Below are 26105 nucleotides of genomic sequence, written 5' to 3'. Positions count from 1 at the left end.
GGTTTGTTGAGTATTTCCCATGATCTATTAGCGCCTTTGTTAATTCACATTAGAGGTAATTGGTAATTGGTAATTGTTAAAAACGTTCTGGTTGAAAAATAACAAAGAATAAGTAAACTACTAGCGCCAATGTTATAAAACCTAAAATACTAATTGCCCAAGCTGATCGACGTTCCAAAACACCGTCAGCAACCGCATAAACAGCAGTAGCAATCACTAAATTTAGACACAAACCAATAAAAATTACCAGTGGTAACTTTTGTTTACGCCATTGTGTCCAAATAAAAGAAATTGGCTCTACAATATCTGCTGATAAAAACTTATTAAAGATATTAATTTTTTTATTTATATTCATTTTGTTTTGTCGCCTTATAAAAATACATGTCAAAAAATATATAGCTGTTTGCTCTTGGATGCAGTATGGGATAAAAAACGAACACAGATTAACACAGATGTACACCGATTAAGCTGTACTTCATCAAAACGAGAAGCGCTATGTATGCATTTTTCCATGTTCTCTTCCTATGCCAATCCTATGGCTGTAATCATCAAATCAATTAGCTTAATTGCAATAAAAGGTGCAATCACACCACCCAAACCATAAATCAAAATATTCCGCTGTAATAACTGATTGGCAGTCAAAGGTCGAAAATTTACACCCTTGAGTGCTAAAGGAATTAAAATAGGAATAATCAATGCATTGTAAATTAGCGCTGACAGCACAGCAGAATTAGTGTTGCTTAGCTTCATGATGTTCAAGCCTTGTAAGTTAGCAGCAGCAAATAATACAGGAATAATTGCAAAATACTTGGCAATATCATTGGCGATCGAAAATGTTGTTAATGCTCCTCTGGTAATCAGCAATTGCTTACCAATGCTAACTATATCGATGAGTTTGGTCGGATCAGAGTCTAAATCCACCATATTTGCTGCTTCTTTGGCGGCTTGAGTACCCGTATTCATCGCCACACCAACATTCGCCTGTGCTAGGGCTGGTGCATCGTTTGTACCGTCTCCGGTCATTGCTACTAGTTTGCCTTTTTCCTGTTCTCGTTGAATGACGGAGATTTTGTCTTCTGGGGTAGCTTCGGCAATAAAATCATCAACTCCAGCTTCTTTAGCAATCACAGAAGCGGTAATGTGGTTGTCACCTGTTAACATAACGGTGCGTACTCCCATACGCCGCAACTGATCAAAGCGATCGCGTATTCCTGGTTTAACTATATCTTTGAGATAAATCACACCATAAATTTCCCCATCCAGACACACTGCTAGTGGTGTCCCTCCTTGCTGGGAAACCATTTCGTACGCAGCATCTAGATCCGGTGTTTCTTGCCCGTTGCGTGTACGTACAAATCCTTTAATGGCATTGACCGCACCCTTACGCGCCTGTTTGCCGTTGGGTAAATTTGTACCACTCATGCGGGTTCTCGCGGAAAATTCCACTGCTTCGGCTTTTTGAGGATCAAAATCAATTCTGGCCCCTAATCTTTCCGCCAGTCTAAATATAGATTTCCCTTCTGGAGTTTCATCAAATATACTTGCTACCAAAGCTACATAGGCAACTTCTTCCATTGAGTGACCGTTGACGGGAATAAACCCTTCTGCCAGACGGTTGCCTAAGGTGATTGTGCCTGTTTTGTCAAGAACTAAGGTGTTGACATCACCACAAGCTTCCACAGCTCTACCGGAGGTGGCAATCACGTTAAACTGGGCTACCCTATCCATACCGGCAATCCCGATCGCACTCAGTAAGCCGCCGATAGTGGTGGGGATCAATGCTACCAACAGCGCTACTAAAACTGCGACGCTGACTTGAATTTGCACATATTGAGCAATGAATGGCAGAGTTACTACTACGAACAAAAACACTAAGCTCAGAACTGCCAATAATACTGTTAATGCAATTTCGTTAGGTGTTTTGCTGCGTTCTGCGCCTTCTACCAAAGCTATCATTCGGTCTATAAAACCCTTACCTGGATCAGCAGTAATCCGGATAATCAGTTCATCAGAGATAATGCGCGTCCCACCAGTGACCGAACTAGCAACATCAGAACCTGGTTCTTTTAATACCGGGGCAGATTCGCCAGTAATTGCTGATTCATCCACACTGGCACTACCCATAACTACTTCACCGTCGGCGGGAATAGTGTCACCAGCAACAACGTAGACAGTATCACCCTTTTGCAAGCTGGTGGCAGGAATTTCTGTAATCGCACCATCGGGAAACAGCTTTTTGGCAATAGTTTCTGACTTGGTTGAACGCAAAGCGTCAGCTTGGGCTTTACCTCTACCTTCAGCAACTGCTTCGGCAAAATTAGCAAACCAAACGGTGAAGAATAAAATCACCGTGATCATACCGTTGAACAAGCGTGGGTTGTCCTCGGTGACTGGCCCAAACAAATTAGGTTCAATTGTCACCGCCAGGGTGATCAGTGTCCCAACCCAGACTATAAACATGACTGGGTTTTTAACTGCTTGTTTAGGATTGAGCTTCACAAAAGCATCTTTTATGGCTCGCAGATAAATACCTCTAGTATTGATCCGCGACTGTTTGCGCGCATGACGACGATCGTTGGAACGAGAACGTGGAGGTTTGGGAGGTTTGGGGGTAGTAGCAGCTGGATTCATAGATATGGGGAGTGGGGAGTGGAGGGAGTGGGGGGAGTGGGGAGAGTGGGGGGAGTGGGGGGAGTGTGAGGAGAATAATATAGTACTAATTCCCTTTGTCCCCTTGTCTTCCTTGTTTTCTACCTGCCAGAGGCAATTTTAAATCCTTCGGCGATGGGGCCTAAAGCTAAAACTGGGAAGAAAGTCAGTACTCCTAAAATTAAAATTACTCCAGCGGTGACACTGGTAAATAGTAGAGTGTCGGTTCTCAGAGTACCTGGTGTTGCTGGTACTGTTTGTTTGCGAGTCATGCTATCGGCTAACAGCAGAATGGCAATAATGGGAACATAGCGCCCCAACAGTAAGCTGACAATGGTACTGAGATTCCACCAAAGGCTGTTATCTGCTAAACCTTCAAAGCCTGATCCGTTATTAGCACTGGCTGAAGTATACTCATAAACAACTTGGGAGACGCCGTGAAAACCAGGATTGTTAATCCCAGCCAATGTTTCTGGAAAGTATAAGGTAATAGCACTGGGAATTAAAACCGCGATTGGGTGAATTAATAACACTAGGCTGGCGAGGACAATTTCTCGCTTCTCAATTTTTCGCCCCAAAAACTCTGGTGTGCGTCCTACCATCAAACCTGTTAAAAATACAGTCAGAATTAAATAAATAAATAGATAGGCTGTTCCTGTTCCCTGACCACCCCAGATGATTTGTAAGAACATATTTAATAGAGTTGCAAAACCTCCTGTAGGCATGAGGGAATCATGCATTCCATTGACCGCACCAGTCATGGTACTTGTAGTAGCGATCGCCCAAAAGGCGGTGAGGATAGAACCAAAACGGACTTCTTTGCCTTCCAGATTTGGTATTTCATATCCTAAGATGGCGTTAACTAGGGTATTGCCTTGATACTCACTACTAGCTGTTACAGCAACCAAAATTATAAAGATCGCAAACACCATCCAAAACAGTAACCAAGCTTGTTTGGTGTTGTTAGCAAACAAACCATAAGTATAAATTAATGCTGCCGGAATCGACAGCATAGCGAGCATTTCTATTAAATTAGAAGCTCCGTTGGGATTTTCAAATGGGTGAGCAGAGTTAGCAGCAAAAAAACCGCCGCCGTTTTCGCCCAGTTGTTTGATCATTTCAAAAGATGCAACTGGCCCTCTAGCTATATACTGAGTACCTCCTTCGAGGGTGGTGACAACTTGAGTTGGCAGTAATGTTTGTGGTGTGCCTAAGATAATTAAAGCGATCGCACCAAGTAAAGATATTGGTAACAGTATCCGTGTAATACCACGAACTAGATCTACGTAAAAGTTCCCCAGTGGTCTACCTGTCAAACCACGAATAAAGGCAATACCTACCGCCAACCCAGTTGCAGCTGAAGTAAACATCAAAAAGCCTAAAGCTGCTGTTTGGCTAAAGTAGCTTAAAGTGATTTCAGGAATGTAGTGTTGTTGGTCAGTATTTGTCAGAAATGAAATTGTTGTGTGTAGTGCTAGATCCCAGCTAAGTGCTTTCAAGTTCATGGGATTAAACGGTAAAATTCCCTGAAACTTTAAAATCAAGTAAACAACAACACCCATAATAAAGTTGCTGAACAGCACAGCCCGTATGTACTGGCTACCTGTCATGTCTTGTTTGCTACGTATGCCCCCTAGTATATAAATAATTCGCTCAACCGGGTTGAATACCGAGTCAAACACAGTTGTTTCACCCAAGAAGACGCGAGCTATGTATCTTCCGAAAAAGGGAGTGATTACTATTAAAATACAAAGCGTTAACCCTATCTGCAAAAAACCCTGTGTCATGTATTCACGCTGAATTATAGTTGGTCTAGCTTTACTACTAACTAGAAAGCTAATGATTATGAATAACACCTAATTACCTGTAGTGAGTGATATCTCATATCAACTCAAATTCTCATTTCGGATGACTTTTTGTAACTATTACTATGTTCCTGCTTTTTTCGTAAATAATTAATTTAATAAAAATTAAATTTTTACATATTCTAGAGCTTTGAATTTGTAATGTGAGCCTTTGATTGACAATTCTTTTCTAGTAATATTGACTACTGTAAAATAAATAAATTTACTCTAAGGCATTATACTCGATAAATTTTATATTTGAGTATAAAATAACACATTAAAATATGAAAATTACATTTTTGACGTAATTACTTGATTAGAGATCCCGTTTTAATTTGTGGAAATTTAAAGACACAGATGCCTCACTGCTTAAATCATCCAGAGATCTGTGTTTTTTTCATATTTCAAGCACATATGGATAAATATAGCGATCGCCACCTATGTGAGAATATTGAGAGAGCATTTATAAAGTAAATCTTAACTTTGTGGCGATTGTCTTCAGAGTTAAGCGATCGCATAGAACCTTGATAAGTTTGCTGGAAGGAAAAATTATACAATTTTGGATTTTACAGAACTCAAACCCACCACAACAATTGCAATCTGTCTTGAAAAGCTTTGTGCGTCGGCTTCCGGAAAGCAAACTGTTCACAAAATCTAAAAATTCAAAATGGTATGAGATGATTCCTCCACTATCCGGCAGACGAAACTGGACAGATAAATTACCGAAACTTCCCTGCAAGTGTCTTAGCTTCATTTACAAACCGCAAAATATTTTCCTTCTATTTAGCGGTTTAGCAGGAGGAATTGTATTATCGAGTTTGAGCGGTTGTAGTCAAAAGCCAAATAGCGTAACTCTCTCCACTGGTACTGTCGGTAGCTACTACCATCGCTTGGGTGAACAAATAAACTACTCTACCACTACAACAGTCGGACTCTCTGTGCGGAATATTGGTTCTCAAGGTTCCCAGGAAAACCTACAACGATTGCTAAAGCACCAAGTCGATTTTGCGATCGCACAATTGGATGTCGCCAATGAAGCCATGCGACAAGGAAAAGTCAAAGCAGTTGCGATTTTAGCCAAAGAATATGTCCACATCATTGTGCGCAAAAATTCTGGGATCAATACATTCGACGACTTACAAGGGAAACGAGTTGCTGTTGGTACTCCTGGTAGTGGAATTCTCTTTACAGCTAGGCAGTTAATCCAAACAGACAAACTCAAGGTTCAAGAGGATACTTCTAGTTTTGACGAAGCATTCAAGAAACTGAAATCTCGACAACTCGACGCAATTATCTATGTGGGAAGTTTGGGTGCAAATGAAAACCTGAGGCAAATATTTGTGAAAAACTCCAATCTGAGTTTACTTCCTATACGAACTGCATTAGTAAACAACTTAACAGTATTAGATCCCAGTTCCTACGAAAGCGCAACCCTACCTCTTGGCACTTACGCCTCACGTCCACCAATTCCTAATCGCAAATTACCAACTCTCTCAACAGCAACCGTTTTAGTCACTCGCCCTGACATGAATCGGCGAACAGTAGGACTAGTTACTTGGTCGATTCTTTCTACCGCTCGTACTTATGCCCAATTCTATCCAGAAATTCAAAGCTCAAAAGCCGAAGAATTGATGCGAAAAGAGCTTTTCTATATTCATCCAGCAGCAGAAGCGGTGTTTGATCACGGTGATCCTCGTACAGTCATCATTCGTTATTGGGAAAACAACAACGACTTGCAGGCTGGAGTTTTCATTTTGGTAACAACAAGTGTGATCGGGTTACTCTTACGACAATGGCACAGACAAAAGTCCAAGAAGATTATGACTACAACCAACAACCGAATTAGTGAACTTAAGTCACTTTTACCAGATCATCCCCAGCAAGCATTGGAGAGTATCGAAGACTTAAGCCAGGAGAATCGCCTGACATTTATTGAGGGTTTAGTGTCAACAGAAGTCTACGAACAACTCCGTCACAAAACACAAACTTTTGCCGATCAGTGTCGTACTCTCATTGAACAACAGCGCAAAAAGTTAGTCATGGACACCCTTCTATTGTTAGATGAATGGCAGGCAAGCTTGCAAACCGATCCAGAGGCAGCATTACAAAAGCTCAAGCAAATTAAGCAGCATTATCGAGATATGTTGTTGTCGGATCAAGTTGACATCGAAGCTTATGTAGAACTGATGAATTTAACCTTAATTTCGCTGATGACTTTAGCACCAAAGTCTTCTCCAGTTCATTCTGATTCTGAAAATAAAAAGCAAAATATTTCAAATTAAGCGAATATTCGGAGCAGGTTACAAAAAAAGGCAGAGGGCAGAAGGGGTAACAATTTTCATGTTTGGTTGTGTACCAAAGTTCATGCTATGGTGTACACACAAGTCGAAAAATATAATCGACCTTGGCGAGTCTTTGAAACAGATAAACGAGTATTTGAACTGCGTCGATGAGTCTTTGGAATAGTAAATTACGCCTGATGTGAATTGAATATGGAGACGCAATATTCCTTGCGCCTGGTAAAAAACGTTTTTTTAGAAATCGACCACCGATACACACCGATAAACACAGATAACACAGATGGATCTTTCATGGGTGGTTGGGTGGTCGGCAGTAATGGCTTACAACTGATGCCACAAATTGAGCAAATTTCGGATTTGTCAAGTTTAAAAGCGATTCTACGGAATGTGATTGCAGCAAATACATTGGAAGAAGTACAACTATGAGTCCTATATATGCGGCGTAGCTTTAATTATGGGTATTGAACAATTACTACTACCATTAAAAGAAGAAATTTTGCGAATTGCTGGTAAATAGGGAGCCTATAATGTCCGGGTGTTTGGTTCTGTGGTGAGAGGAGAAGCAAGACCAGATAGTGATGTAGATTTTCTGGTAGAACTTGAACCACAACGAACTTTGTTAGACCAAATTGCTTTGATGCAATCCTTGGAGGAATTGCTGGGACGTAAAGTTGATGTGACTGAACCAGAAACTTTACATGAGTTGATTAGAGAGAAAGTATTGCGGGAAGCTGTTGTGTTATGAGAGATGACCGCCTTTACTTGAGCAACATCTTTGGAATGTATTGAGCGCATTGAGTCTTATACCCGTGATGGCAAAGAGGCAATTTTGCAAGAATTGCGGGAGTTGTGAGGCGACAGTATTGGGCGCGTCGCCTTGGTATCAGGAAATTCTGCGTAAGCTTACATCATATTTATTGGATCTATATCTATTGTTAAACTGACAGATTTAGGACAGAGTTCACGCACTTTTTCCCAATCAGGTAACTCTGGCAATGCATCAGGGGCAAACTTTAACAGGATCTGCCAGCGATAACGATTTGCGACTCGTAAAATATTAGCTGGTGCTGGTCCTAAGATATCTAAACCTTCTTGTTGTGGCAATGCAGCTGCAATTACTTGGGCAACATTTTGGACTTCAATTGGATCGAGACTACTCAACCGTAATAAAATTAACCTGCCATAGGGAGGATAATTCAGTGCTTGCCGTTGTTCTAATTCTGTAGCGGTGAAAGATTCGTAGTCATGATTTTGCACTGCTTCTATAACTGGATGCTCTGGTGTATAAGTTTGCACAATTACCCTTCCTGGTTCTGCACCTCTACCAGCCCGTCCAGCCACCTGCGCTAAGGTTTGAAATGCTCGTTCGCTAGCGCGATAATCAGATAAATATAGTAATCCATCGGCGGCGACAACTCCTACAAGCGTCACCTGTGGTAAATCTAATCCTTTGGTGAGCATTTGTGTACCGATTAATAAATCTGCTTCACCGTTGGCAAATTGGGTGAGTAGGGTACGATGGGAACCTTTGGTGCGGGTAGTATCGCTATCAAAACGGATAAAACGCAAATCTGGAAATTGCTTGGTTAATTCCTGGGCGACTCTTTGTGTGCCACTACCAAAGAATTTTAAGTAAGGAGAACTGCATTCTGGGCAGTTTCTCGGATGCGATCGCGCATAATTACAGTAATGACAGCGCAAAATTTGTGGCCCTTCTGCCTCGGTTTGATGATACGCCAGCGATACATCACAATGGGGACATTCCAACACGTATCCACAATTGCGACAAGATACAAAAGTACTATGTCCCCGGCGATGGATAAATAAAATTCCCTGCTGATTCTGTTGTTTTAATTGCTGCAAGGCATTTTGTAGAGATCTACTAAATATCGAACGGTTTCCCTGCTGTAACTCTTGCCGCATATCCACTATTTCCACTGTTGGTAAAGGGCGGGAGTGGATACGTTCGGGGAGACAGAGGTAGTGAGAGGGAGTGTGAGGAGTAGGGAAAGTGTGAGGAGAGTTTACTCCTTCTTGTCCCCCTTGTCCCGATCCCCAATCCCTCACCCTCACCCAACTCTCCAAAGACGGCGTTGCGGAACCTAAAACTAAGGGACAATTTTCTAATTCTGCCCGCCATTGGGCGACGGTGCGGGCGTGGTAGGTGGGGATGGGAGAATCTTGTTTAAAACTGTTATCGTGTTCTTCATCTAATATGATTAAACCCAAGTTGGGCAAGGGAGCAAAAACGGCGCTGCGTGTCCCAATCACTATTTGGGGTTCACCTGTGAGCATTTGTCGCCAGGTGTCGTAACGTTCACCGCCGGAGAGGGCGCTGTGATAGACATTTATTTTGTTGCCAAACCTAGCACGGAAACGATCAGTTAGCTGGGGTGTTAAGCCTATTTCTGGTACTAAGACGAGGGCAGACTTTCCTTGAGCGAGTAAAGGGGCGATCGCTTGCAAATAAATTTCTGTTTTTCCGGAACCAGTCACTCCATGCAAGAGAAGAGTTGCATACCCTTTTACTTCTTTGATGGTAGACAATGCCTGGAATTGAGCTGCATTTAAAGACTTTGGTTGATCTGCTGCGACTGTGGGAGCATTTTCACTGCGTAATATTTCTCTTTGTTGAATGACAATACAACCTTGCTCTTCTAATTTTTTTAAAGTAGCAGTGGTTGTATTACAAATTTGTAAAAAATCATTGAGCCATAATTCTCCGCCATGACGCCTTAACACTTCTAGTATTTCTCGTTGGCGCTTGCTGAGGTCGATCGGCGGTACACTGACTGTCAGTGTTACCATGGGTTTGGTCTGGGGTCGAGAGTATCTAGGCAATTCTATGTAGGTTTCTACCCAACCGCGTTGGATTAACTGCTTTTTTGCTCTATCGAACCCTTTGATCTGACGTCTGAGGAATTTAAAGCTATAGTCGCCATCAGCCTGGGATTGAAGAATTTTGATGATTTCACGCGCTGGTAAACTGAGAAATTCATTCGCGCCATTGGGAATATTTTCCCTTTTGAGCCGTAAACGAGACTGCGATCGCCCCAACAAACCTGGTGGTAGGGCAGTACGTATCACTTGAATCAAGGGAGTGTAATAGTAGTGTGAAACTTTTTCCAATAATTGCCAATAGCTTTCTTGAAAAAATTTTGAGTGGATTACATCTTCTACATCTCTAATTTTTTCCGGCGCAAGCTTTGCTGGTGGTTGTGCTAACAAACGAATCGCTATCCCCCCTACCTGTTGTCTGCCAAAGGGCACACTTAAAATATCTCCTGGTTTTACTTCTAACCCTGCTGGTAATCGATAGGTGTAAAGTTTTTCTTCTTCTTCTTCTTCTTTTTGTTCAGTTGTATCTTCTTTGGCAATTCCTGGACAGTCTACTAGCACTTCAACCCATTGATTCTTATTTATTCTGGTATCATAAGACTCCCCTGATTGGGCGACTACCAAAGGAGGTAAACTTACATCATTTATATACATGGTTCCTCAAATTATAGATATATATTTATCTGTTCTGGTTGCTGAAAAGTTTCCTTGTTCATGAGGTTAACTATCTGTCTAAATGTCAATGAAAATGTAATTCGCAATACTGTCATCAGACATAATACTTGATAAGTTTCCTTTTATGTAATTCCAGATAGGGAATTAATTATATCTATATACGGTAATCAGTATTGAAAACAGACCAGACAAAATAAATCTCTCCCATCTTTTTAAGTTAATTTTTCTCTGTATGGTGAATACGCAAGAGAGCTTTTCTCCCTATTGATAGATATTAAATACTCTCAGTATATGAGATGCTTCTAACTAGGCAATGGGTCGCCACGCCTTTTGCTGGGCAAATTTACCAAAGATTCAAGATACTCATTGATAAGATTTAAAGATGTTTAAACAGTAACCAGTCTTTAAAGATTAGATAAATTAGAAATATATATGAAAATTTAATAATCAACTAATCATTGAGAGTAATTTTTATATTTGTTAAGTTTGAGCAATTTTGATTTAGTTTATTTGACATAGTTTGTAAACAAGAAAAAAATGAGGAACTCATGAATAGTCGAAGTAGCAACGAAAGCGTTAATGTGAGCAGCAAAAACATATCTAAAAATGTATCTGTTTGTAACCAAGAACAAAAATAAATAGTGGTCTTTACCTCTTGCTATCCTTGGTAAACATAGGTAATGATGGGCAAAGGCTACTAAGTTTGACTAGTTTAATCTCGCGGAAAATTTTTGCTATAAAACAGGTGCATTTGTCTTTTATTAAAAACTAATGAAGCATCTTAAAGCAGCTGTCACTAAATTATGTATCAAACCAAGCAACAATCCCTAACAGAAGCTATGAATATTGCTGAATTGGGAACCATGGAAATGATAGAAAATGCTGCCGTTAATGAAGAACAAATTCTGGAAGTTTTAAATGCAGTGGCAGATGAAGAATCCCCGATTGCAGAAAATCTGGAAGTTGATGGACGCGATGGGGATGAAATGGCAGCAGCGCGTCCTTCAGGGTATAACAAAACCGAGTATGATGATGCTGTGGGCGCGTTTTTTAAAGAAATGGCGCGCTATCCATTGCTAAAACCCGACGAAGAAGTGGAATTAGCGCGGCGAGTGCGGTTTTTAGAGGAAGTCAACGAAATCCAAGCTGCGTTAAGACAAGAACTAGGACATCAACCCACCAAAACAAATATAGCAGCGCATCTACAAATAACAGAAAAGCAATTAGAAAATCGTTTGTATCAAGGTAGGGTAGCGAAACGCAAAATGATTCGCTCTAACCTACGACTTGTTGTATCAATTGCTAAGCGATATTTGAATCGTGGTGTACCTTTTTTGGATTTAATTCAAGAAGGGGCGATGGGTTTAAATCGGGCAACAGAAAAGTTTGATCCGGATAAAGGATATAAATTTTCTACTTATGCTTATTGGTGGATAAGACAAGCAATTACAAGGGCGATCGCTAACGATGCTCGAACAATCCGTTTACCAATTCATATTGTTGAAAAACTCAACAAACTCAAGAAAGCCCAGCGAGAACTCAAACAAAGATTAGGACGTAATCCTAACGAAATCGAAATGGCGGAAGCATTAGAAATTCCGCCCCAACAATTACGTCAACTCCAACAACTACGACGTCAAGCATTATCTTTAAATCATCGTGTCGGTAAAGAAGAAGACACGGAATTAATGGATTTGCTAGAAGATGAAGACAACCAATCTCCAGAAGCAAAGATGAATGAAAGCATGATGCGTCAGGAGATTTGGGAAGTACTAGGCGACGTACTCACCCCACGAGAAAAAGACGTGATTTCCTTACGTTATGGATTAACAACCAGCGAACCCTGTACCTTGGAAGAAGTTGGTAACATGTTCAACCTTTCTCGCGAACGAGTACGACAAATTCAAAGTAAAGCGATGCGGAAATTACGGCGTCCTCACATTGCTAAGCGGTTGAAGGGGTGGTTAATATAATTTGTCATTTGTCAATTGTCATTAGTTATTGGTTAAGAGTTAAAGACTTGGAACTCTTGACTATGGACGTCGATTATGGACTAATGACAAAGGACTAATGACTAATGACCAATGGCTTTTAAAGGTGATTTGATAGTGCGTTTTGCCGAACCTGCTGATTGCAATGCGCTATTTGAGTTAGTGCAAGGGCTAGCAGAATACGAAAACTTATCTCATGCAGTTACTGGCAATTCCTCTACACTAAAGGAGCATTTATTTGGCTCCCCTAAATATGCTGAGGCGATATTAGCAGAATATGCAGGGCAAGCTGTCGGTTTTGCCCTGTTTTTTCATAATTATTCAACATTCCTAACCAAACCAGGGATTTATCTAGAAGATATATTTGTTTTGCCAGAGTATCGCAGCCAAGGAATTGGCAAAGCACTTCTGATTAAAGTTGCTCAGATCGCTGTCGAAAGAGATTGCGGACGCTTAGAGTGGAGTGTTTTGGATTGGAATGAACCAGCGCAAGCATTTTACCGCCGCATGGGAGCATCGATCTTAGAAGAATGGCGCATTTGTCGGGTTACGGGTGAGGCGCTGAGGGAGTTGGGGAAGGGGGGAGTGTAGGGTGATGGGGAGTGTAGGGAGATGGGGGGATGGGGAGATGGGGAGTGTGGGGAGTGGGGGGAGTGGGGGACAAGGGAGAATAATAGACTCAGCAATGACAATTGACAATTGACTAACTATGACAGCCTGTCTTTTGACGAGCAAAAGCTGTGAAGCCGAGAATTAGTAAGGATTATGGACTGATTAGTCCTTTTGCAGAGGAAACACGGAATGAAAAAGATTTTGTTAGTGTTGTTGCTTGGCATCACAATCTTCACCTTCGCTTTTAATCGTCCTGCTTTAGCCGCAGATGCAGCCAACGGCGCTAAAGTCTTTAGTGCTAACTGTGCTGCTTGTCATGCAGGTGGTAAGAACTTGGTGCAAGCAAATAAAAGCTTGAGTAAAAGCGATTTGGAAAAATATGGCATGAACTCAGCAGAAGCAATTATTGCCCAAGTAACAAATGGGAAAAATGCTATGCCGGCTTTCAAAGCGCGTTTAAAACCAGAACAAATTGAAGATGTTGCTGTTTACGTGTTAGGAGAAGCTGAAAAAGGTTGGAAGTAAAAAAATAGGAACTAGGAACTAGAAATTAGAAACTAAAACACAAAATGAGTATTGAAAACTACAGATGCACACATATAGACATGGGTAAAATAAGTGTTTGTTTGTGTTTGTCTGTAGTTTCGTATAAATAGTAGTTAATTTTCTTTTCACCTACCCGATTTGCAAAATAAGTGTGTAGCTGTGTGAGGTTTTCCCGTAGGGTAAGTGTGGAGAAATAAATATATTTTCAGCGTCTTTTTATTAGGTGATGAGTGAGAAATATTTTAGTAGTTAAATAGGGACGCAAAGCTGAGAATTATAGCTGTATCTATCTGTGTGTATCTGTGTGTATCGGTGGTCGATTTTTCATGCCCTCATTGTGGGCAGTTGCCTGTAGAGGTTTTGTAGCAGCTTTTCATTCGCCAAAAAATAAATTTCACCACCAGAAGTTCAGCTTAGTCAAAAACCGCCAAGTCATCTAAAGATGACTGAACAAAAACATGAGTCTACTTCAACTTCAGTAGACTTAAGCCATCTGCCCCAAATTTACTTACTTGAGGGCGAGATTTTGGGAATTATTGAGATTGCTTTAAATATGAATTTTCACTACTAATATGTGACTTTCGAGTTAAGTGCGCGTAATTAGTACCTGTTTTTCTGATTGATTTTTAGGTACTTGATTTTTCTAAAAACGAGGATTTATGAATTGCCGTTATCGCTTTGTTTTTAGTTTCATCAGTGTTGTTATGCTTATTTTTTCATTTGTTTCTGCACCTGCTTATTCATTAACGACTTCTATCATTCCAACTACAGCAGAGGATTTTTTTAAGCTGGGGATAGAAAAAATGCTATACGGTAACTACCAAGGAGCAATTCAAGAATTTCAATTAGCGATTGAACAAAAACAAGATTTTGCTGCTGCTTATAGTAATCGTTGTCTTGCTTATCTCAACATTCAAGATTATCAAAATGCGATCGCAGACTGTACCCAAGCAATTAATTTTTCACCTCAGAATGTTGAGGCTTATTTAAATAGAGGCGTTGCCGAATATAGGCTAGGTTACTATGAAGCGGCTATTGCTGACAATGAGCAAGCGATCGCTCTCAAACCAACTGATTTTCGCGCTTATTATAACCGGGGAATCGCCAATGCTTCTTTGGAAAAATATCAGCAGGCAATAATAGACTACAATCTTGCCCTCAGTCAAATTCCCCACACAGATAGTCCTCTACTGGCTGATATCTATAATGATCGAGGCTTAGCGCGTTTGGAGCTAGGAGACATCGAAAATGCTATGCTTGACTTTAATCAGGCAATTCGTCTCAATGCCGTTGACTATCGAGCCTATTTTAACCGGGGTTGTGCTTGTGCCAGAAGTGAAGATTACTCTGGCGCTGTCAATAATTTTACCAAAGCTATCCGACTTAACCCTAGTGATGGTAGTACTTATGTTAGTAGGGGTATAGCCTTCCATCACCTTGGTTATGAACAAGCTGCGATCGCAGATTTACTCAAAGCAGCTGATTACTTTGGATACCGAGGAGAGAAATTCGCATACGAAAAAACCCTATCTTTAATCAAGACTGTACAAGGGCAAATACCATTTAAAGTCGTAGTTGCCTAAATCACTACAAAACTCTCGATCCCCTCTACATTTCAAAAGTACGACAGTCTGTCTTTTGACATGTATTTGCAATAACTGCTAAATATCACTGAGTGTTTCTACTAACAGTGATCATAAAAGTGAAAAAGTGTCTTTTTTGGATTCCAGGAGCTTTAATTAACCTACTCATCATTTATCCTGCTTTTGCTGACGAAACTAAATATCATCAACACCTTATTGATAAATCTCTGCAAACAAATTCAGAAATTCCTAACTTAAATGAAATAGAATTACCTGCCACAAATGCTAAATTATTAACCCAGCAATCCACATCAAATGAATCAATTGCACAAGTAGAAACAGAACCCTCTACCTCTGATGAAACTACCAACGAAGCGGATATCGAACTAGAGGTAATCGGGGAAATATACACTTTACCTCAATCTACTCCTACTTACGTAATTGAGCAAGAAGAAATTCAAAAACAAGGCTCTACAAGTGTCGCTGATGTTCTCAAAAGAATGCCAGGTTTTGCTATTAATGATGTTGGTCATGGAGCAGACATCCACACAGGCACATACTATCGGGGACACTCAATTAATCAGTCGGTATTCCTAATTAATGGCAGACCAATTAATACTAATATTAGTACATATCATGGGGCCACTGATTTAAATAGTATTCCTGTAGAATCAATTGAAAAAATTGAATTATCAAGTGGTGCAGTGACAACCCTTTATGGTTCATCTGGTTTTGGTGGAGTAGTTAATATTATTACGAAAGCAGGTGGATTGACCCCTAAATTTAATGCGGCTGTAGAATTTGGCTCATTGAATTTTAATAATCAACAAACAAGCTACAACGGCTCCTTGGGTTCTGTTAAATATAACTTCAGCTTTGAAAGAAGCTTTATTGATAATCGCTACAAAGTACCAGAAGGTGCGGCAAATCGTAATGCTGATGGTTATTTAACGAATGCAGATACTGCTATCAGTAGCTATTTTGGTAGTTTGATCTTCGATTTAAATGACAGAAATACTCTCAGTTTTGACGCGACAAAACTGAGCAGTCGTCGTGGTTTAGTATATTTTGGTTTCCCACTACAAAGAGACCGACTAGATCACGATGGACTCAATCTTGGTTTATCTTGGAAAACCCTACTAGGTAATGGTGAAAATTCCATTTTGACAACTACATTGGGTTATAACCAAGATTACTTTAGTACTTATGGACCGACTTTTTTTCAAGGTAGAGAATACTACCGCACTGGTGTTTTAGACACCCAATTATTTACAGCTAGATTAGATCACGATTGGCGAACTAGTCCAGGTAATAGATTGCGATGGGGCTTAGAGTTTCTCAATAACAACTTAGATGGTAAGACTGAAAGTACACGCCCTGATCGAGTTGCTTTAAATGAAACAGAAAACGAGAAGATATTCAACACAGCTTTATTTGTTCTCAACACTTGGAATATCACCAAAAACTTGGAGCTAGATTTAGGATTGAGACAAAGCTTTGATAGCAAGTTTGGTAACTACCTCAATCCTAGTGTGGGATTTCGTTATGGTGTGACACCAAACTTTGCTGTACGAGGAAGTTGGGCAGGAGGACAACGTAATCCTGGTTTAGATCAACTGTATCTTTATGATACGGTTCATGGTTGGTTGCCAAACCCAGATTTAGAACCGGAAATAGGTTCATCTTGGACTGCGGGAGTAGATGTAAATTTCTCAGAGAATTTGACGGGACAATTTACTTACTTTGGCAGTAGTTTAGATAATCGCCTGGGAATTATTCAAGGAAAATGGCAAAATATTGGGCTTGTCGATACCAACGGTTTTGAAGCAGCCTTAAAATGGCAATTTGCTTCTAATTGGTCGACTTTTGTTAACTACACCTATACAGATGCCCAAATTAAAACGGGAGTAGAAAAAGGCTTGCAGTTAGGTATGATCCCTTATTCTGTAGCCCAAGCTGGTATTGGTTATCAAAGTCGAGGATGGCAGGCTAATTTGTATGCTACTTATAATAGTGGCGCTCGCCGTGCTTTCTTTACCAAACCTGGAGATCAAACCACAGATTTTGTCTCACCATTTTTTAATTTGGATTTTAGCGCTCGCATCCCTTTAACAAGAACTTTAGGAATTAGGGTTTACTTAGAAAACCTACTCGGTGAACAATACGAACGAGTCAATCGTACCTACAGCCCTGGGTTTACTTTTCGGATTGGTTTAACATCGAATTAGTTGATCGTTGGTTGTTGGTTGTTAGTTGTTAGTGGTTAATAATAATTTCTCTACTCCCCCCACTCCCCACCTCCCCATCTCATGAGATCCAAAATTGAAAACGATGTACTGTTCCTGCATCACGAAGACGTACCAGAGTATAAAAAAGGTGGTTCTGTGGTAAGGAATAGCTATTTTTGGGCGCTGCGTTCCATTGCAGGTAAAGCTTCCAGATATGGTGACTGGGAATATGAACCAGAGGTGTGGTTTGCACTCAGACGGATGCTGTTGTCTTTTACCGAATCTGGTTATTTGGGTTTTCGAGAAACTGTACTGGAGTTTCTCGCAGGTGAGGAAATTCCAGAAGTGCTGCGAGACGTTTCTACTTGGCAGTAGCGATCGCTCGATGTTAAGTCGCTCAAAAATGAAGTTAAGCAGCTCTGGCTCTAATTAGAATTAGCTTTTTTCTCTAACGAAAATTAACTTCATTTGGTTTCACCCAAAAACGATGAACCAATAGTAAAACTAAAACAGCTATGCCGGGCTTCTAGAATAAAAACACAACCCACAGTAACCAATATGTTATGACCCAAGCTTTATCAAAAATAGTTACCTTTGACGAATTTATTGCGTGGTATCCCGAAAACTCTGGGGTACGCTACGAACTGCATAACGGGGAAATTGTCGAAATGACACAGCCAACTGGGAAACATGAAAGGATAAAAGGATTTTCGGCTGCTGAATTAACTTTAGAGTTTAGACGATTAAATCTCCCCTATTTTATTCCCAATCAAGCAATAGTAAAACCACCGGAAAGAGAATCAGGTTATTTCCCAGATGTATTAATACTAAATGACGCTGCTTTGGCTGATGAACCTCTGTGGGAAAAATCATCCACTGTGACTAAGGGTACATCAATTCCTTTAGTTATTGAGGTTGTCAGTACCAATTGGCGCGATGATTACTATCTCAAACTTGCCGATTATGAAGAGATGGGCATCCCCGAATATTGGATTGTTGACTATGCAGCATTGGGAGCTAGGAAATTTATCGGTAATCCCAAACAACCCACTTTCTCAGTCTATCAACTGATTGATGGAGAATATCAAGTCAGTCAGTTTCGGGGTAGCGAGAAAATTTTATCTGCTACTTTCCCTGAGTTAAAGTTAACTGCGGAACAAGTTTTTAATGCTGGTCAATAAGTATTTAATTCAATATCTAAGTTTTGTCTTAAGATACAGTTTATATAGTTTTAACGGTATGGGGGTCATCGTGCCAAAACGGGAGTTTTGTACGCTAAGAACTTGCTCTAGATGCATGGTCAGAACCAGCGCTCTTTGGGTCGTCAGTCGCGGTAAGCTTTATACAGAGTGTTTCTTGAAAGACTAATCCCTGGTAATGGGCAAATTTAGCCAACTGCTCAAATTGTGTGCTAACCAGTCAAGTTCTGGGATAGTTAGACGATCGCCACCACCAAGTTCAAATTTCTTTATTCCTGCCCAGATGTTAATTTGAGGAGGAACTTTCACATTACCCCCTTCGGGATCTCTTTTGTATGAAAGACGAGTGAGTTCAACTTTTACAATATCTTGTCGAGCTGCGCTAAGAACTGGTGGACATTTTACTCCCAAAAGTTCACGAGTCAGAGAAATTTCCTGTGGAGTTATCCGAAGTTTGACTTGTCCGAACAAAGTATAGAGAATAGTCCAAATCAAGTAAAAGCCAACACCCAAGTGAAAGATTGCAAATAGGGCTGCGAACAATCCGCCACTACTCCACATGCTGAAAGCAATACCGTACCACATGACGAGAAAAGAATTCCAGGCGATCGCAAATCCAATGATTGGGATTAATCCCAGATGAAATCCTCGTGGCGGAATCAGAATTTCTAACATTTCTCTGGTGTTGGTAAGTTTGACTTTGCTACCAAAGGGTTTTTTCGCAATTGCTAAAGAACTTGCTCGTAAATTTGATTTTTCTAAAGCTTCTAAGGTCTGCTTTGCAGATTTTAATCGTAAATCTAGACTGGGTTCTGTGAGCCATTTTAGCCAATCAATCAGATTCGGACTAAGATTGACTCTATCTTCAAACAGTATTCGCATCTCCCGTTGTGGTAGTTCATCGGGATGCTGTCCTGTCACTAGATAAATTAGTGTTGTCCCCAAAGCATAAAGGTCTGAAGCGGGTACAGTTCGCCCACCGAATTGTTCGGGAGGCATGTAGCCATAAGTACCAACAACTGTCCTAGTACCGCTATGCACTACAGTTTGCACACTACCAAAATCAATCAGGTAAATCTGCCCAGGACTATTACCGGTGCGATCGCCTAACAAAATGTTACTTGGTTTAATATCTCGATGCACGACAGGCGGTTGACGACTGTGGAGGTAATCTAGAATTTCTAGTAATTGCTTGGCGATCGCCTTTATTTCCGACTCGCTAAAGGTACGACCAGACTCTATCCAATTTTGTAATGATCTGGCTTCAATATAAGTTTGAACCAGAGCAAAGCCTTTCCCTAATTCCGTCTCAACCTCGAAACGATCAATATATTTAGGAATCGCTGGATGATCTAAAGATTGCAGGACTTCTACCTCGCGTTCAAAAAGTTTCAGATCATCCCAATTAAAGTCAGGACTAAACAAAAGCAACTTGATCACAACAGACGATCCTGTTTGTAAATCCTTTGCTAGAAAAGTTCTCCGACCAGTCTGACGACCAAGTAGAGATTGAATGTGATAGCGATCGCGCAAAACTTGATTAACTAGTTGATCCATTGCTTTGGGGTGATAAGCGGGGTAAACGGCTTAACACTGTTCTATCAGTTTATTCCCTTACTATTTTATCTTTTGGTAATCAAATCGGTGTTCATCTGTGTGTATCGGTGTTCGATACATTTAGGACTTACGCATTGATAAAAAAACAGATATATGGAGTCAAACTACACAGGCAGGACTCAAGTTATTTAAAACATATTCACAAATAACTTTTGTGAATAAATTTCTTTGTACTTCATACCAATTAGAAATTCTGTTTTCAGAACGCATCTTTTCCAAACGAACAAATACTTGAAGTGAGCAAAATATATGTGTTTTTATTGCATGGCTATCTCTAACCATGAATCGACATATGCCACATAACTGTTTGACTGCTCTGTGGAAAGTTTTAATTCCCCAATGCGTGCCATGAACTTTAATAAATTCATTTTTTCTGTTAAGAAAGATGTTTATAATGCATAGAGCGGGGGTTGGGGGGTTGATCGCGAAATTTATCTAATATGCTGGATTCCAGTATCCGGGTATCGTATTTCTACTGGAATTGCTGGTGGAATAAGAATATAATCACGTTCTCTACCTTGACCATGACTCCGGTAAGTACCACCATTTCCAACAACATTTAGAACAGAACTTTGACATGCATTAACACGAAATCTACCATTACTTCCATTACCATACAGAAAACTTAGATTATAAATACACTGATTAGGATTTAATTTTATAGATATGGATTCACCAGGCATAAGCATTTTCGCTACATCATCAAAAGCATATTCCCATTTATCAGAATTTTCTGATTTAATATGTGCAGAAACTATTACTTGTTTATTTTTATTTATGATTGTTAATTTCCGTGAATTATTTGCTTTTGCTACACTATTATTGATAAATGCTGATGCTACTATTAAAGTAATTAATAATAATAATTTATTTTTTTTCATAACAAATCTCCAGAACATAAAAGGTTAGAGTTTTATACTGTTTATATTTCTCGAACAAATATCTCTAAATCGCACATCTTATGAACTAATAAAATTTTACAGTATATATAGACATTGAGAAATTAAAAAATATTAATAATAATATAAATATAGAACTTACGCATTGACAAAAACAATCAAGTATGTAATTGGGTTTTCAATGCCTTTCAATCTGATTTTTCCACAAAGCGCGATCGCTCGCTACCTGTCCTTAGTTTTGTCATCAACAGCCTGAAACGACCGAGTTCCGCTAGTACAGATGATAGTCGATTTGTATAGAGCGTAAGTTCTAACATTAAAGATATAGCAGCTTGGCATTAAGTCCACTAGAGGAAAAACGAACACAGATTAACACAGATGAACACAGATGTAGACGCGCTCATCGGCTTAAGGCAGATAGATGAATGGCTAAAATTTTGCTCTTTGAGCTGTTACCTTCAAGCCATAGATAGAATTGTTGACAATATCATTGCCGTAGGGTGTAAGATTGGAAAAATTTCCATTTTGGGACATCTGGCGTTCTGTGCAATTGTCCTTCCACCAACTCCAAGCAAGCCAGCCAATTTCCTTTTCTTTTAACAGCCGCAAAAATGCTTGATAGGTAAAACCATTTTCGGGTGCGTGGTTTTGATTACTACCATCAAGGTCATAATAGCAGTATTGGGTTTTTCCATTGAGTTCTTTGTCTTGCTTATTGGCAATTTCACCAAAAACAATTGGTAGATTAGCATCGATAGCTGTTTTAAGATGTGGTATTCCGTTATGACCAGCCCAATAAGCGTGACCACTAAATAGGAGATTGTGGTCAGGATCGTGAGCAATTAACTCCTTACCAATTTTCGTAAAAACTTCAATAGATTGACCACAATCGGGCGCATCAATCATAAGTGGTAAATGTAAATGCTGGCGTATTTTTGTAATAGCAGTTTTGTAGACATTCTTGAAAGTATTTAATGCACTAGTAGGATTGTTAGCCCAGCGATAGACACCCAATTCGTTCACTAAATTGACGATCAGATACTTTTGATGTTTTTTAAGAACATTCAGGACAGGTTCAGAAGTCCACCAGGGAATTAACTGGGTATTTAACAGGTTGACATCAGGGTTACAAGTGAGATCCCACAAACCCAGTACCGGAATAATCCGACTTGCCTTGCATCTGGTGAGAAAATTATCCAAGTCTGCAATTGTATAAGCGGGGCGATCGCTTTGACCATAATCCTTGTACCATTGAATTCTGACAGTGTTAGCTCCAGTTTTTTCTAGTTCTGCTAGCTTATCAGTTTTGGGAAAATCCCAGTCATCCAGCAGGGGTAGGTTGATTCCTCGCAGAATAACTTTGTTGCCGAGGGAGTTATACAAGTATCTACCCTTGGTATATAAGGTAGAGGTGCGATCGCTTTTTTTGAGATTAGAGGGTTGACCAGCAGCTACAAAGGACAGCGATAAATTGGCAAGACAACCAATACCAGCCCAAGCTAACAATTCACGACGATTCATAGTATCTTCTTGTCTTTATTTACAAATCTGTTTATCTTTCTCGTTCAGGCGAGAATTGTTTCTTAGATAATCATCCAACCAGTTGCAGCCCCTAGCAATTAGCTGCTCAAAATCTAGAGTTTCTGCATTCCAAAGTTCAACAAGTCCATCCTCACTGACAGAGGCAATTTTTTTGCCATCAGGACTGAAGCTAATATTCCAGAAAGGATAACCATTTCCCTCAATAGTTTTGATTTCTTGACCATTTGTTACCTGCCAAAGTCGGATTGTGTTGTCAGCGCTGGCAGAGGCCAAAATTTTGCCATCAGGACTAAAGCTAAATCTAATCTCTCCGGGAGTATGACCTTTGAGTGTTTTGAGTTCCTGACCGTCCAAACTCCAGAGTTTAATAGTGTTATCCCGGCTGGCAGAGGCAATTATTTGACTATCAGGGCTAAAATGGACATCGGTAACATAACTACTATGTCCTCTGATGGTTTTGAGGTTCTTACCTTCTAAGTTCCAAAGTCTGATTGTGCCGTCATTATGAGCAGAGACAATTGTCTGACCATTGGGACTAAAATTAACACTCCGAACTTTACCAGCATTTGCTCTAAAAGTTCTCAGTTCTCGACCGTTAATAGCCCATAGTTTGACTGTACCATCATAACTAGCACTCACTAGGGTTTGACCATTAGAGCTAAAGCTGATATCAATAACTTCGTCTTTGTGTCCTGTGAAAATTCTCAGATTTTGACCATTTAAATGCCAAAGTTTGATTGTTTTCTCGGAATTAGCAGTAGCAATTATCTGACCATTAGGACTGAAATTAAGATTCCAAACTCGATTCCAAACGAGGTTACTGTTTGGGCTAATGGATTTAAGTTGTTGACCATCAAGACTCCAAAGTTTAATAGTTTTATCATCTCCAGCAGAAGCAATGATTTTCCCATCGGGATTAAAATTTACAGCCCAAAGAGAATCATTATGTCCACTGAAAGTTTTGAGTTCTTGATTGTTAATACTCCAAAGTTTAACTGTGTTGTCAGCACTAGCAGAGGCTATGATTTTCCCATCGTGACTAAAACTGGCGCTAAAGACAGAATGATTATGTCCTTTGAGCTTTTTCAGTTCTTTGCCATCAATACTCCAAAGTTTAACTGTTTTGTCAGCACTAGCAGAAACGATTGTCTGACCATCTGAACTAAAGCTGACACTATTAACATAGTTTTCATGTCTGCCAATATTTTTCAATTCTTGTCCATCTAAACTCCACAGTTTGACTGTGTTGTCTCCTCCCGCAGTGGCGATCGCTTTACCATCTGGGCTAAAACTCACACCAAAAATCGATTTTTTGCTGGCTTTAAAAGTTTTGAGTTCTCGTCCATCAATACTCCAAATTTTGACAACTCCTTCTTGATCTCCTGTGACAAGAGTTTTATTATCAGGGCTGCAACTGATACTCCACACAGAGTCGTTATGCCCTTTGAGAATTTTAATTGCCTGTCCCTTAATATTCCAAAGTTTGACTGTATTATCTTCACTAGGAGCAGCAATTAATTTACCATCAGGGGTGAAACAAATACTGCTCACAAACTCCTCTTCATCTTGCCCTTGGAAAGTGATAATTTCCCGTCCATCTAAACCCCAAATTTTGACGGTGTTATTTGCACTAATGGCAGCAATCATCTTGCTATCTGGACTAAAAGTCGCACTGATAAAAATCTGATTTGGAGCAGTGAATTTTTTGATTTCTCTGCCATCAATACTCCAAAGTTTAACTGTGTTATCTTCACTAGCAGTAACAATATTTTGACCATTTGGACTAAAATTTACACTTCTGACGGCATCATTGTATCCTTCTAAGCGGTTTCGTTCTTTGACTTTGTAAACTGCACGTTGCAATGCTAATCTTACTGATTCTCTAGTGTTAGCATCTGCCCAAGTTGTTGATTGTAATTGCATAGCTGCTTTGAGGGCTGTGACTAAAGCATCAAGTTCTTGATTGGAGTTTAATAAAGCAGTGGAAGAGATGCTTAAGGATTTGATTCTTTCTCGTTGTATATCTTTGATCATCGTATTTGCCCAAATTCCTGCAACTATTGCTGTAATCAGGGCGATCGCTAACACTACTCCGCCAATCTGAATCCGTCGTTTAGCTTTTTGATTAGCTAGAAATAAAACTTCGTTTGCTTCTGCTAAAATCTTGGACGCTTCTGCTTCTGCTTGTAATCTTTTCTGAACATCCCGCTTTTCTAATTCCTGACTAGCATCTAAAAATCTCCGATCCAAATCGCTTAAACCTTTATCTGCTGCCCAATTGCGGGCATCTTGCAAGGTTTGCCCACGCAACAAACGCGACTCATCTTGAAAATTAGAATTTACCCAAGCATTTAACGCTTGTGCATAGGGTCGAATATTTGTCAAGATTTTGTCGAGCCATGCTTGATTAAATATCTCTGCATAGATGCGATTATAAATTTGCAGCTTTCCCTGTTGCTTCACAATTAACCCTGTCAGACGTAGTTGCATTTGTTCCGGGCTATCATCTGCGGGGATTTCTCCTTGGTGTAAAATTTGCTGATATAAGCCTAATAGTCGCCCAGTTTGATTTTCCGCATTTAGCGTGAGGCGATCGCGGATTGTTCGTAAATGTTCTGGTTCATCCTGTGCTTCCCAATTTTCAATGATTTGGTTTTGCACCAATTCCTCTACGCATTGCTTTTCCTGATGTTCTAGGAATGAATAACTAGAATTACAAATTAGTTGACACAGTTTCTGAGTTAAAAATGGCTGCCCACCAGTCCACTTTAACACCTCTTCCATGATCGCTTTTGGTCTAGCAACTCTTCCCTCAAAACCTCGAATTAAAGCGTCTATTTCATTTAATTTAAATCCAGTTAATTCGATAGCTCTTCCTATATTAAAAGGCGTGCGGTTTGTATCAGCAATTAAATTAGAAGGAGTCGCTACCCCCAATAAGCAAAAGGTGAGGCGTTGATATTCTGAATTATCTGATCGTTGATTATAACAAGCACGAATAAAAGCAAAAAAATCATCTTTAAATTTTATTCTTAAAATGCTATCAATTTCATCAACAAAAATGATAATTTTGCCAGTAAATTCTGTTAATAATACATCATCAATCAATTCACTTAATCTTTGTTTTGGGGGTAAAAATTCCTGCGATCGCCACCAAGTTCCAAAATTCACTTTTCTGGATAAACCAAAACCCCGCAATAGCTCAGAAACAAATCCGCCATACCATTCAGAAGGTGTGACATGGCTACCAATTCTTGTCAAATCAACCGATGCACATTGTATACCTTGCTCTTTCAGTTGTTTCATAATATGAACTCGCAAGCTAGACTTACCCATCTGCCGCGAGTTTAAGACATAACACAAATCTCCATTTTTTAAGCCTTCATAGAGGTCATAATCAGCTTGACGCACCACATAAGTTGGGTGTTGATATTCTAGACTACCTCCAAGTTTGTAATAGTTAAAAGCTGTCATGATGTTTCAATGGCTAATCTTAGCATCCAGATTATAACTGTTAAAATTATCAAAAGTACTTTATCTCGTTCTTTTAGCAAGTACTTTTAAAGCATAAACTGGATTATT

General features: G+C 39.8%; 18 protein-coding genes and 2 pseudogenes. 10 read left to right on the top strand and 10 right to left on the bottom strand.

Annotated features, from left to right (window positions below; all coding sequences use genetic code 11):
* Positions 1–76: 76 nt before the first annotated feature.
* The 3 genes from kdpF to kdpA all read right to left on the bottom strand — a co-directional run bounded on the left by kdpF (position 77) and on the right by kdpA (position 4436).
* A complete protein-coding gene (gene kdpF, locus NIES592_RS23355) occupies positions 77–355 on the bottom strand; it encodes a K(+)-transporting ATPase subunit F (RefSeq protein ID WP_073557054.1) in 279 nt (92 codons plus the stop codon).
* A 167-nt stretch (positions 356–522) separates the two neighbouring features.
* Complete coding sequence (kdpB, locus tag NIES592_RS23350) at positions 523–2631, bottom strand: potassium-transporting ATPase subunit KdpB (RefSeq protein ID WP_062246252.1); 2109 nt, start codon at positions 2629–2631, stop codon at positions 523–525.
* 119 nt (positions 2632–2750) lie between these two features.
* Positions 2751–4436: a potassium-transporting ATPase subunit KdpA gene (kdpA, locus tag NIES592_RS23345; protein ID WP_009454308.1), complete on the bottom strand. Its 1686-nt coding sequence runs from the start codon at positions 4434–4436 to the stop codon at positions 2751–2753.
* Positions 4437–5170: 734 nt separating this feature from the next.
* On the opposite strand from kdpA, the gene NIES592_RS23340 reads away from it, so the two are divergent.
* The 3 genes and pseudogenes from NIES592_RS23340 (at position 5171) to NIES592_RS23330 (ending at position 7538) form a co-directional block, all read left to right on the top strand.
* Positions 5171–6775: a TAXI family TRAP transporter solute-binding subunit gene (locus tag NIES592_RS23340; protein WP_084552390.1), complete on the top strand. Its 1605-nt coding sequence runs from the start codon at positions 5171–5173 to the stop codon at positions 6773–6775.
* 210 nt (positions 6776–6985) lie between these two features.
* Positions 6986–7219: a hypothetical protein gene (locus NIES592_RS25620; RefSeq protein WP_062246248.1), complete on the top strand. Its 234-nt coding sequence runs from the start codon at positions 6986–6988 to the stop codon at positions 7217–7219.
* A gap of 28 nt (positions 7220–7247) precedes the next feature.
* Positions 7248–7538: pseudogene (locus tag NIES592_RS23330) on the top strand (nucleotidyltransferase family protein).
* A 158-nt stretch (positions 7539–7696) separates the two neighbouring features.
* Here the strand turns inward: NIES592_RS23330 and priA are convergent.
* Entirely contained in the window at positions 7697–10285 is a 2589-nt protein-coding gene (gene priA, locus NIES592_RS23325; protein WP_073557053.1) for a primosomal protein N', read from the bottom strand.
* An 824-nt stretch (positions 10286–11109) separates the two neighbouring features.
* Between priA and NIES592_RS23320 the strand changes: the two genes are divergently transcribed.
* The 7 genes from NIES592_RS23320 to NIES592_RS23290 all read left to right on the top strand — a co-directional run bounded on the left by NIES592_RS23320 (position 11110) and on the right by NIES592_RS23290 (position 18447).
* Positions 11110–12279, top strand: a complete 1170-nt coding sequence (locus tag NIES592_RS23320; protein ID WP_073557052.1) for an RpoD/SigA family RNA polymerase sigma factor — start codon at positions 11110–11112, stop codon at positions 12277–12279.
* Positions 12280–12390: 111 nt separating this feature from the next.
* Positions 12391–12888 carry a GNAT family N-acetyltransferase gene (locus NIES592_RS23315; RefSeq protein ID WP_073557051.1) on the top strand — a complete coding sequence of 166 codons (498 nt, stop codon included), beginning with the start codon at positions 12391–12393 and terminating at the stop codon, positions 12886–12888.
* Between the two features lie 210 nt (positions 12889–13098).
* Positions 13099–13434 carry a cytochrome c6 PetJ gene (gene petJ, locus NIES592_RS23310; protein WP_009454321.1) on the top strand — a complete coding sequence of 112 codons (336 nt, stop codon included), beginning with the start codon at positions 13099–13101 and terminating at the stop codon, positions 13432–13434.
* A gap of 680 nt (positions 13435–14114) precedes the next feature.
* The gene (locus tag NIES592_RS23305; protein WP_073557050.1) at positions 14115–15038 is read left to right on the top strand and encodes a tetratricopeptide repeat protein; all 924 of its coding nucleotides are present in this window, start codon (positions 14115–14117) and stop codon (positions 15036–15038) included.
* A 119-nt stretch (positions 15039–15157) separates the two neighbouring features.
* Positions 15158–17266 (top strand): TonB-dependent receptor plug domain-containing protein, encoded by a 2109-nt coding sequence (locus tag NIES592_RS23300; RefSeq protein WP_073557055.1) that lies wholly within the window; start codon positions 15158–15160, stop codon positions 17264–17266.
* Between the two features lie 81 nt (positions 17267–17347).
* A complete protein-coding gene (locus tag NIES592_RS23295) occupies positions 17348–17641 on the top strand; it encodes a hypothetical protein (RefSeq protein WP_062246230.1) in 294 nt (97 codons plus the stop codon).
* 188 nt (positions 17642–17829) lie between these two features.
* Positions 17830–18447 (top strand): Uma2 family endonuclease, encoded by a 618-nt coding sequence (locus NIES592_RS23290; RefSeq protein ID WP_009454337.1) that lies wholly within the window; start codon positions 17830–17832, stop codon positions 18445–18447.
* 183 nt (positions 18448–18630) lie between these two features.
* Here the strand turns inward: NIES592_RS23290 and NIES592_RS23285 are convergent, their stop codons facing one another.
* The 6 genes and pseudogenes from NIES592_RS23285 to NIES592_RS23265 form a co-directional block, all read right to left on the bottom strand.
* A complete protein-coding gene (locus tag NIES592_RS23285) occupies positions 18631–20022 on the bottom strand; it encodes a serine/threonine protein kinase (RefSeq protein WP_073557049.1) in 1392 nt (463 codons plus the stop codon).
* 159 nt (positions 20023–20181) lie between these two features.
* A pseudogene (locus NIES592_RS26090) lies at positions 20182–20454 on the bottom strand (IS701 family transposase); the annotation flags it as partial.
* Between the two features lie 59 nt (positions 20455–20513).
* Positions 20514–20963 carry a hypothetical protein gene (locus NIES592_RS23275; RefSeq protein ID WP_016866548.1) on the bottom strand — a complete coding sequence of 150 codons (450 nt, stop codon included), beginning with the start codon at positions 20961–20963 and terminating at the stop codon, positions 20514–20516.
* Between the two features lie 206 nt (positions 20964–21169).
* The gene (locus tag NIES592_RS26085) at positions 21170–21298 is read right to left on the bottom strand and encodes a hypothetical protein (RefSeq protein WP_256678207.1); all 129 of its coding nucleotides are present in this window, start codon (positions 21296–21298) and stop codon (positions 21170–21172) included.
* A gap of 112 nt (positions 21299–21410) precedes the next feature.
* The gene (locus NIES592_RS23270; protein WP_073557047.1) at positions 21411–22502 is read right to left on the bottom strand and encodes a cellulase family glycosylhydrolase; all 1092 of its coding nucleotides are present in this window, start codon (positions 22500–22502) and stop codon (positions 21411–21413) included.
* Between the two features lie 15 nt (positions 22503–22517).
* Positions 22518–25997 (bottom strand): AAA-like domain-containing protein, encoded by a 3480-nt coding sequence (locus NIES592_RS23265; RefSeq protein ID WP_073557046.1) that lies wholly within the window; start codon positions 25995–25997, stop codon positions 22518–22520.
* Positions 25998–26105 lie beyond the last annotated feature (108 nt).

The organism is Fischerella major NIES-592 (genome assembly GCF_001904645.1).
In the GTDB taxonomy this organism is placed as follows: domain Bacteria; phylum Cyanobacteriota; class Cyanobacteriia; order Cyanobacteriales; family Nostocaceae; genus Fischerella; species Fischerella thermalis.
This window is presented reverse-complemented; position numbering and strand designations above follow the sequence as displayed.